The organism is Phyllobacterium sp. SB3, assembly GCF_040009165.1.
In the GTDB taxonomy this organism is placed as follows: Bacteria; Pseudomonadota; Alphaproteobacteria; order Rhizobiales; family Rhizobiaceae; genus Phyllobacterium.
In genome coordinates this window covers 400,997-410,713 of the sequence record NZ_JBDYKI010000005.1, presented here as the reverse complement: position 1 = coordinate 410,713, position 9,717 = coordinate 400,997, and the positions used below count along the sequence as shown (strand labels likewise).

General features: G+C 53.7%; 8 protein-coding genes. 1 reads left to right on the top strand and 7 read right to left on the bottom strand.

What is annotated here, in order from left to right; translation table 11 throughout:
- Positions 1–653 precede the first annotated feature (653 nt).
- The 4 genes from ABKW30_RS20760 to ABKW30_RS20745 form a co-directional block, all read right to left on the bottom strand.
- Positions 654–1,835, bottom strand: a complete 1,182-nt coding sequence (locus ABKW30_RS20760) for a cell wall hydrolase (RefSeq protein ID WP_348600834.1) — start codon at positions 1,833–1,835, stop codon at positions 654–656.
- A 167-nt stretch (positions 1,836–2,002) separates the two neighbouring features.
- A complete protein-coding gene (der, locus tag ABKW30_RS20755; protein ID WP_348600814.1) occupies positions 2,003–3,478 on the bottom strand; it encodes a ribosome biogenesis GTPase Der in 1,476 nt (491 codons plus the stop codon).
- 24 nt (positions 3,479–3,502) lie between these two features.
- Positions 3,503–4,183 carry a tetratricopeptide repeat protein gene (locus ABKW30_RS20750; protein ID WP_348600813.1) on the bottom strand — a complete coding sequence of 227 codons (681 nt, stop codon included), beginning with the start codon at positions 4,181–4,183 and terminating at the stop codon, positions 3,503–3,505.
- Positions 4,184–4,293: 110 nt separating this feature from the next.
- Positions 4,294–4,875 carry an NnrU family protein gene (locus tag ABKW30_RS20745; RefSeq protein WP_348600812.1) on the bottom strand — a complete coding sequence of 194 codons (582 nt, stop codon included), beginning with the start codon at positions 4,873–4,875 and terminating at the stop codon, positions 4,294–4,296.
- A 141-nt stretch (positions 4,876–5,016) separates the two neighbouring features.
- Between ABKW30_RS20745 and ABKW30_RS20740 the strand changes: the two genes are divergently transcribed.
- Positions 5,017–6,054, top strand: coding sequence for a polysaccharide deacetylase family protein (locus tag ABKW30_RS20740; protein ID WP_348600811.1), 1,038 nt, complete (start codon positions 5,017–5,019; stop codon positions 6,052–6,054).
- Positions 6,055–6,065: 11 nt separating this feature from the next.
- Here the strand turns inward: ABKW30_RS20740 and ABKW30_RS20735 are convergent, their stop codons facing one another.
- The 3 genes from ABKW30_RS20735 to ABKW30_RS20725 all read right to left on the bottom strand — a co-directional run bounded on the left by ABKW30_RS20735 (position 6,066) and on the right by ABKW30_RS20725 (position 9,538).
- A complete protein-coding gene (locus ABKW30_RS20735; RefSeq protein WP_348600833.1) occupies positions 6,066–6,500 on the bottom strand; it encodes a type II toxin-antitoxin system HicB family antitoxin in 435 nt (144 codons plus the stop codon).
- A gap of 334 nt (positions 6,501–6,834) precedes the next feature.
- Positions 6,835–8,085 (bottom strand): peptide antibiotic transporter SbmA, encoded by a 1,251-nt coding sequence (sbmA, locus tag ABKW30_RS20730; RefSeq protein WP_348600810.1) that lies wholly within the window; start codon positions 8,083–8,085, stop codon positions 6,835–6,837.
- Between the two features lie 289 nt (positions 8,086–8,374).
- Positions 8,375–9,538 (bottom strand): YbfB/YjiJ family MFS transporter, encoded by a 1,164-nt coding sequence (locus ABKW30_RS20725; RefSeq protein WP_348600809.1) that lies wholly within the window; start codon positions 9,536–9,538, stop codon positions 8,375–8,377.
- Positions 9,539–9,717: the final 179 nt, after the last annotated feature.

Genomic DNA, 9,717 nt, shown 5'->3' with positions numbered 1-9,717 from the left:
ATAGACTGCGCCGGTCCAAATCAGAGATTTGAGAGCAGAAGCAGCAGGCACCGAGCCAGCCGGTGCATCGGAGAAGATTGGCCTCTCCGACCTTGGCAAAGGCCTTGCTCTCAAAACTGGAGGTGAATCTATGTGGTACAAGCCATTTAGCTTCACTCTTACAATAAAGAAAACCCGGACGAGCTGGTCATGGACCGTCCGGGTCAATTTCTTCAAGTAAGGAAAACGGGGGCGGACGAAAGTTCGTCCCCACTCCAGAAACATTTATATCATTATTTGCGATTTTTCCAAGCCACACATGACCGCTCCGTGTCGATTCAACTATGCGTTTCTTGCAGGTTGTAGAGTTTCCACGAATAGACTGCGCAGGTCCAAATCAGAGATTTGAGAGCAGAAGCAGCAGGCACCGAGCCAGCCGGTGCATCGGAGAAGATTGGCCTCTCCGACCTTGGCAAAGGCCTTGCTCTCAAAACTGGAGGTGAACCTATGTGGTACAAGCCATTTAGTTTCACTCTTACAATAAAGAAAACCCGGAGCAGCTGGTCACTGACTTTCCGGGTAAACTTTATCAGGTGAGAAAAGGGGGCGAACGAAAGTTCGTCCCCGCTCCAGAAACAGTTATATCATTATTCTGGAGATTTCCAAGGCCTCGGCTAAATCCAACCGCCGCCATAGGTGCGATAAAAGATGTGCTGGCCGATCTTGTCGATGCGCTTCATCGTATGCGCCCAGTTCGCCCGCACATAGGTTGCATGATAATGCGTTGCAGAACCGATTTCCGGCAGGAATATGCGGCCCGCAGTGACGGCTAGCGCGATTTCCTGCGCCACTTTCCACTGTTTTGGTTCAGTCACCCGGAGCTTGCGACCTTCGCAGGCAAAGGAGAACTGGCAGCGATTGATCCAGTCATTATTTTGATAGACCACATTGCATATGGTTTTCGGATAGGCGGGATTCCGCACGCGGTTGAGGATGACCTGAGCAACCGCAGCCTGACCTTTGATACTTTCGCTTCTCGCCTCAAAATAAATGCCCGTCGCCAGGCATTTTTGTTCCGCAGCAGTGAATACGACCGGAGGCAAGGGTGTAGCCAGCCAGTCATGATCGCCTTTTCCGAGCTGCGGTATGAAACGCCCGGCTTGTTTGGGCTCGGCGAGGATGGAATCGAACGGCGATGTTTTTGAATAATCCGGAGCAACAGGAGCATAACCAAGGGCCAGCACGTCAGGCTGGTCATTATTGATCAGGCCCGCAAGCATGGTAGCGTCCGGCTCGATTTTTTCCGGTACACGATTGTGGAACGCCATGGCGATCTGGATTTCCTTGCCTGCGATCTTCGGTTTGGCAAAAGCCATATCGACTTCAATGCCCCGGGTCGGCCGGATTATCATGCTTTGACGCTGCAATATTGAGCCGGCGCTGAAAGCTTTCGGCGGTGCCTTCTTGCTTATGGAAACGATACGGCCCTGCTTTTCCGCGCGGTTGATACGCGCTTCGTCAGGTGTAGCACCCGGTGCTTTTTTGGAACCATTGATAGCAACCGCACCTATCCCCGGCGCATTGGTGCCGCTGGCAGGTATCGAGCCGGTCGCGATCCTGTCGACAAAGGACATGTTGGCTTTTTGTACCGAGCCTGCCGGAGATTTTTCAAGATAGGAAGACCAGCGGCCCTGACCCGATTCAGAGCCCGAAAGCAGGCTCGCCATGTCCTGATATGCAACGACCGTTGGAGACAGGAGGTATATTGCTGCGCCGATCAGGATTGGACCGATATATTTGCGATTTGCCTGTTTGAGATAAGGCTGGCCTTTGCGGCGGGAATTTGTATCCCGCAAAACCTGATAGAAACGCACGCCGATACCCCACACTCACGACCGAACACTATGGCCATAAAAATGAAGCATTAACCTTGATGGAGAGTTAACGGCGAGCGACAGAAATGATCTGCATTAAAGTTTTGCGTGGCTCGAAGTCCTGTCGCGCCACGCAAAACTCACGTCATTTAACGCTTCTTCTTTGCGCGGCCCGCGAAAGGATTGTCCGAGGTGCGCAGTACAAGCCGGATAGGCACGCCGTGAATATCGAAAGTTTCACGGATACCATTGGCCAGATACCGGACATAGGAGGTCGGGAAGGCATCCGGGCGCGAGCAGGAAATAACGAAACCCGGTGGGCGCGTCTTGACCTGCGTGATGTATTTGATCTTCAGGCGGCGACCCGCAACGGCAGGGGGCGGATGATGCGCAAGAACACCTTCCAGCCAGCGATTGAGGCGGCCGGTGGAAATACGGCGATTCCAGATTTCATCTGTAGAGGCGACCGCGGCCATGAGCTTGTCGATGCCCTGATTGCGCTCGCCCGAAATCGGCACGGCGCGGATACCGCGAACCTGTGGCAGCAACCGTTCGGTCTTCTCGCGCAGATCGGCCAGAACCATCTGGCGGTTTTCGACCAGATCCCACTTGTTGAAAGCGATGATCGGTGCACGCCCCTCGCGAATGATCAGGTCGGCGATCTGCAAATCCTGCTTTTCGAAAGGAATGGTAGCGTCGAGAACAATAATGACGACTTCGGCAAAACGGATCGCGCGCAGCGCATCACCGACCGAAAGTTTTTCCAGCTTGCCCTGAACGCGCGACTTGCGGCGCAGACCCGCCGTATCGAAAAGCTTGATCTTGCGGCCATTCCATTCCCAGTCAACGGAGATGGAATCACGCGTGATGCCAGCTTCCGGACCAGTCAGCAGACGGTCCTCGCCAAGCATCGTGTTGACCAGTGTTGACTTGCCTGCATTCGGGCGGCCGACGATAGCGATACGCAGCGGCTTTGACGAATCATAGGATGGGATATCTTCAGCGTCAGGATCATCGATATCATCACCGATCAGATCATCCATGCCGCGAGGTGCAGCCGGTATGGTCACGGTAACGGAATCGTCCGCATCAGGATTTGCCGGCAGGTATTCGTCCGGGAAAACCCGCTCTTCACCCATGGTTTCGACAATGGCGTCGCGCAGATCAGGAAATCCCTGACCATGCTCGGCAGAAATCGGGCAAGGCTCGCCAAGGCCCAGCTGATAACTGTCATACATGCCGGATTCGGCACCGCGTGCTTCGGCCTTGTTGGCAACCAGAATCACCGGCTTCCCGGAGCGGCGCACCAGATCGGCAAAGGTGACATCGGTCGGCGTCACGCCTGCTTTCGCATCGACAAGGAAAAGGATGAGATCGGCTTCACCAATGGCAAGCTCGGTCTGGGCGCGCATGCGGCCTTCGAGCGAATCGGACGCAACCTCTTCAAGACCAGCCGTGTCAATAACATCGAACTTCAGATCATAGAGCTTGGCAGCATTGACGCGCCGGTCGCGGGTAACACCGGGAAGATCGTCGACAAGCGCAATCTTCCGGCCAACCAGCCGGTTGAACAGCGTCGACTTTCCGACATTCGGACGGCCGATAATTGCGAGGGTAAAGCTCATCGGCTTTAAATTCCTAATCTATATTTAGCCAGCAGCCGCTGCAGGAGTGGCGCCGGTGCTTCTGAGCATGTCCAGCATTGTATCGGAAAACTGACGGATATTGGCAGGTGCTGCCTGATCGTCGGAAATCTGCTTGAATAGTTTCGTCGCGTCTGCACCGCGACCGGCTTTCCATGCGGCCAGACCAAGGGCTTCACGGGCCGAATGGCGCATTGGATTGCCGTCTGAGGACAAAGCTTCAACGCGGCTTGCAACATCATCATAGGAGCCCGTATCAACCAGAATCAGTGCGGCACGCAGTTTTGCCAGATCGCGGATCGACTGCGGCACGGACGTATCGGCGGAAACTTTGTCGAAGGCTGCAACGGCACCGGCAAGATCACCCTTTTGCGCAATCACACCGGCAGCGCGCATGCGGGCCAGCACGGGATAGGCTCCGTAACCATCTTTCTCAAGCTGATCGAGAGTCTTCAGGGCTTCGTCATTCTTGCCGTCGCGGACAAGGTTGAGCGCAGCCAGAAACTGATCACCGGACTTGGAAGCTTCTTTTTCTGTCCAGTATTCATAGAATGCAAAAGCTGCAGTACCTATGACAATTGCAACCACGCCGCCAATCAGCAATGTGCTGTAGCGTGCCCAGAACGCCCGCATCTTGTCGGAGCGCAGTTCCTCATTTACCTCACGGAAAAAGCCGTCGTCAGTCATGGTGCCTCATGAATAGTTATCGCGTGACGGCCAAAGGCAGTCACGCACGGAGTTCAGGGGCTTTTAGTCGGAAACTGCGCGCGATGTAAGGGCCTACTTAAAATTAGCCGTCACATTGGTGAAACGCCGATCAAAACTGCGTGCAACTTCCAGATAAACAGGCCGTAAAGCACAAGGCCGATAACCACTGCGATCACATCATTGGTCACAGGACCCGGCGTAATTGCGGTCGGCGCAAGCCCCGCCCGCGCCTGTCGCTTGAGTGCTATACGGTCGAACACCGCCCAGGCGAGGAAAGACAGAAACAATATCAGCGAGGCAAGATCGCCATTGGCAAGCAGGTGCGCCAGTGCCCAGGTCTTGATCGCAATAAGCATGGGGTGCTTGAGAGCAGGTTTCATGCGGCCGGGCGGAGCAATGAAAACGCCAAGGAAAATGAACGCAAACAGCATCAAAAGCAGCGTGATATGCTTCATCCAGACAGGCGGTTCGTAAAGGATGGGTGCTTCCAGCCGGGCCATGCCGAAGCCCCAGATCAGCAGCGCTAGGCCGACAATGGAAACGACCGAATAGAGACCCTTCCACTTGCCCTCACCCCACTCTTCCATTTTGGCAAGCCGCCAGCGCGGCGCGACGATGCGCACCGAATGTATTCCCAGAAAAACGACGATTCCGATAATCATGACCAGCATGGCATGCTCCCCCTAGTTGGCCGCACTCTACAGCTTGATTAGAATGCTTCCAACGTAAAGCATTGCGGTGGATCGCCGCGTCCGATCATCGCCACAATTGACCTGTAGCGACATTGCTTCCTCTGGAGCTGCCCTGACATTATGCACATCGTTACCCGGATTTTGGCCGCGACGGCCGCTTTCGCAATGGCTTCCCCTGTCTATGCAGATGGTGTCCATGGACTGCGCGGCACCATCGGCGTAAAGCCGCAATATGTGCTGATCTCGTTCGATAATGCCGGTAACAATACGCTTTGGGATCGCGCGCATAATCTTGCGCAGCGATCCAACGCCAAGTTCACCTATTTCCTGTCCTGCGTATTCCTCATTGACCATGCCGACCGCAAGACCTATCAGGCGCCGGGCAAAGCGCCGGGGCGTTCCAATATCGGGTTCGCGACATCGAAAGACGATATCGCCAAGCGTCTCGACAATATCTGGCGCGCGCGCAATGAAGGGCATGAGGTCGCCAGCCATGCCTGCGGTCATTTCGATGGCAAAAACTGGTCGAAAGCCGAGTGGGAAAGCGAGCTTGTCACCTACCGCAAGGTACTCAGCAATGCTTGGGCAAAGTACGGCACCGACCCCGAACCGGAAGGGTGGAAGAATTTCGTAGCGAAGGAGATTCGGGGCTTTCGCGCGCCCTATCTCTCGGAAAGCCCTGCCCTGCTCGCCGCATTGAAAGACCAGGGTTTCATCTTTGATGGCAGTGGCGTTTCAAAGGGACCTGCCGTGCCGCTTCATGCGGGTGGAATTTATCAGTTCGGCCTGCCGACAATCGCCGAAGGTCCGCAAAACCGGCCTGTCATTGCCATGGACTACAACATGTTTGTCCGCCATTCCGGCGGTTTCGAGCGCACCGACCATATGGGCGAGTTCGAAAACCGCGCCTATGAAGCATTCAAGGGTGCATTCGAACGGCAATATCAGGGCAAGCGCATTCCCTTCCAGATCGGGCTGCATTTCACGCTCATGAACGGCGATGCCTATTGGCGGGCACTTGAACGCTTTACCGCCGAGGTCTGCACAAAGTCAGATGTACGCTGCACGACATACAGCGATTATCTGAAAGAAACAGGCGGCGTGGAAGCCGCCGCTGCACCAGACCTGACACAACCGCAAACTGGCGGCGGTATCTGACACCCACTTTTTTATGCAGCATCCAGAATCGTGATCAGTATTTTCTTGCCGAGCACTGCTAATGCAGCCTCAAGAAGAGGCAACTTGGTTGGGTGATCAGGATCAAGAATACGTCTTGCCTCCGTTTCGGCCTTGCCTAGACGTCGCGCCAGTTCGGACTTCGATAATCCTTCAGCTTTGAACGCAATTATCACCGCAAGTTTTAAAGCGTCGTGGGCCTCAACCGGAATATCGACAAACCCTTTACGCTGCTTAATGGATGGCATTGGTATATCCTTGCCAATGGCAAGATATCCTCGAAGCGCCAGACCGAGAGCTTCAACGGCATGTACTCTCGCTTCATCTTTGTCTTCCCCATGCGTGTTCGCTTCAGGAACATCGGGGAATGTCACAAGAAAACCACCGTCAGAATCCGGCTCAATTTGAGCGCAGTAGGAATAATGCATAGTGCGGCCCATTTCCTGTTTAAATGACATCCTGTTGTTTCTTTATCAGCCTGACATAGCCCGGAGTAAGTTCACCTGATTCTATGGTGGTAAATCTTTCGCCTAGTCTCACGCGGTAATGTGAACCCTTTCCACGATTAACGGTGATCTCGAAGTCGACTCCGGAAAGTCTTGCAAACTCACGCAGCAGTGCTTCTCTTTTCAATACGCGTCTCCGCAGTAAATTCGCACATTTTTGTTCGAATTCAAGGAGATTATTTTTACGCGTTTGAATGGATGATATCTATGCGACAATGGTCTAAGTCGTGGGCGGCACGAATGCCGCCCACTCAGATCACGCCTCCTGTTGTGTTCGCAAATAATGCTCATCGATTGCGGGTAAAGGCTCGTCATAGATGACGGCTTCAAATGCGCGGAGACGCTTGTAGATCGAAATCAGTTCTACGATTACGGTCCATGAATTGACGAGATACTGAAACGAGCCGCTCACTTGCCCAAAAACGTTTTGGATTTGCGTCATCAATCCAAGACTGAGCTTACCTGCCGCGATAGATGGAATGAGAATAAGGGTGAAAACGATGTTATCCGCTTGCAGATAAAAAATGCGGGCAACGTTGAAATAGAGATAATGAAAGTACAGGCGGAAATAGTTTTTCCGGACATTTGAAAAAAGCTCGGCAACAGTTGGCGGTTGCGCGCGATCAGCATGATCCTCGCCGTAAACCAGTTCCTTGCGATAAGCCGCCTCAACACGCTGATTTTTGAACTCCAGACCAGGCAGTTTATATCCCGCAACAGCCAGAAAGATTGTTCCAAAAAGTGACCATCCTACAGCTGCTACGACAAGGGCGTACGGTATTTCGCCAATGATCGGCAACTCCGTCACCTCTTTAGAGAGCGCAAAGAGAATGGGTAAGAACGCAATCAAAGTCATGACCGCTCTAACCAAGCTGACTCCAAGACTTTCCACTGTCGTAGAGAACCGCATTGTATCGTCTTGAACGCGTTGTGATGCGCCTTCGATGTGCCGTAGCTGGTCCCAATGCTCCATGTAGAAGCGGTTCATCGCTGTTCGCCATCGAAATATGTAGTGGCTGATAAAGAAAGCATTTATCGCGCCGATCGTGATAGCTACAAACGCAATACCGGAGATGTCGATCAGTCCCAGATAAAGCTGTTCAGCACTGACTGGCGCTGTCTTTGCAAGGGCGGTCTGGATGAGATCGTAATAAGGCCCGTACCAACTGTTGAATGCCACCCCGACCTGAACGGAAAAGTAGGTTGCGAATATAATTACCGACGAACCCAAAACCGACCAGTTTTGCCATTCGTGAGGGCTATAGATTGCCCAGAATCCATAAAACGCCAGCGCTGTGATCGCGTAATAAATATAAAACCAGAGAAACGGTTTCGACCAGAAAAGCGAGACGCCGATCACTGTTGGTATATTGGGGTCAGCTGGAGGCATACCTAAGACAGCACCAAACTGCTCCCCTCCAAAATACCAAACTAAAATTGCAAAAAGCGCCCAGAGAACGGCGGATGTAAAGAAAAGCTTGGGCTTGGGAAAAAATGAAACGAACACGGTAATGGCCCTCGAATAAAGTTTGCACGACGCAATTGATACGAGTTGCATAACTTTATCACCGCGAATAGGCCTTGAAGCATGGAGGCGTAATTAAATTACCGTAATGATGGACGCTTATACTTACCCCTGAACCTATCATTGTGCGTGGTTCGACGGGGCTCACCATGAGGAAGGTTAGTGACTCCAAGGGAGCCCATACTTGAGACGCTGGTGGTTATCTTGCAATTAGCCCACTTTCCTCATGGTGAGCCCCGTCGAACCACGCACTATAGAAGTGCAGTTTGGATCAGCCGTCCACTTTCCGTCCCGCTGAAAACGCGAAGAACGCTCCAACCACAAGCCCGGCGGCTGCAAGAAGCGTCGAGGATGTGAAATTGCCGCTGATATCGGCGAGATAACCGGCAATCAACGGTCCAACAATCTGCCCGATGCCGAATGCCGCCGTGGTGATTGCCATCATGCGGCGCGGTGATTGCGGCACAAGCTCCCTTCCCGCCTGAAAGACGAAAGCCGTAATGACCATGATGGTCAGCCCCAGCAGCAGGCCGCCGATCAGTGGCCCGGTGGGCGACGGCAGGATGACGCTGGCAGCAACGCCGCCAGCCAGAGCAAGAAGGCTGAACGCCAATGACGTGAATGGACCGGCGCGGCGAAGCACGGGGTTCCATATCCAGACCGAGAATATGCCGGCAAGGCCGGTACAGAGCCATACGAACGCTTCTGTCGACGCGCTGCCCTCACTGGCGCGGACAATCGCCATGATGAAGGTGGCAGTGATGACATAGCCAATGCCAAACAAGGCATAGGCGATATTGAGTTTGATAAAGCCCGAAGTCCAGGCGATAGCCGGTTCCTTGATATCCGCCCCGGTGCGAAGCGGCCCTTCGCGGATCAATACGGCAACTGCAATCAGGCCAAGCGTGGAAAGAATTGCAGCGCCCACCCAATCGGCGCGCCAGCCATAATCTGTCAGCGAGACAAGCGCCACGAGCAAAGCAGATAGTGCAATACCCGTGCCGACGCCGCCAAAATGCACAGCCTGCAAATCCAGCCTGCGCGCGGCGCCAAGGTGACTGAAGACAATCGTAGCAGCAAAGACCAGCATCAGGGCGCTGGCCATGCCCGCCAGAAACCGGATGACTGAAAACGCAAACACATTTTCCGTAAGGCTCATGGCGAGGCACAAAGCAGCACTTGCGGCGAGCGACACGAGCATGACCTTACGTTCCATACCCGCTGCCCAGCCATAACCGGCAACAATGGCACCGACGAGATAGCCGAGGAAATTTGCAGACGCGATAATACCGGCATCACCGGCAGAGAGGCCGAGATCGCCCATCATGCCCGGAAGAATGGGGGTATAGACGAAACGCCCGATCCCCATACCGATAGCCATGGCAACAAGTCCGCCAAAGGCGAAGCGGAGCGGAGATGCAACGTCTGATTTCATGCGCGGACATTATCCCCGCTTCCCGCCGTTACAAGACAATAAATTTGATAGCTGCATCGACGGCGATTGATGGTTGCTTGCAGCAACCAGTTGAAACGGGCCGGAGGGCAGTTTCAACTCGGATTTGACAATACTTAGGATTTAACCTAAGTATTTCTCACGGCAAGATTGATAAGGAC

What these genes read in the sequence shown, in the direction of transcription:
- der (WP_348600814.1), bottom strand. Translation starts at nt 3,478, where the DNA reads ATGAGCTTTACCCTCGCAATTATCGGCCGTCCGAATGTCGGAAAGTCG.
- ABKW30_RS20750 (WP_348600813.1), bottom strand. Translation starts at nt 4,183, where the DNA reads ATGACTGACGACGGCTTTTTCCGTGAGGTAAATGAGGAACTGCGCTCC.
- ABKW30_RS20745 (WP_348600812.1), bottom strand. Translation starts at nt 4,875, where the DNA reads ATGCTGGTCATGATTATCGGAATCGTCGTTTTTCTGGGAATACATTCG.
- ABKW30_RS20740 (WP_348600811.1), top strand. Translation starts at nt 5,017, where the DNA reads ATGCACATCGTTACCCGGATTTTGGCCGCGACGGCCGCTTTCGCAATG.
- ABKW30_RS20735 (WP_348600833.1), bottom strand. Translation starts at nt 6,500, where the DNA reads ATGCATTATTCCTACTGCGCTCAAATTGAGCCGGATTCTGACGGTGGT.
- ABKW30_RS20725 (WP_348600809.1), bottom strand. Translation starts at nt 9,538, where the DNA reads ATGAAATCAGACGTTGCATCTCCGCTCCGCTTCGCCTTTGGCGGACTT.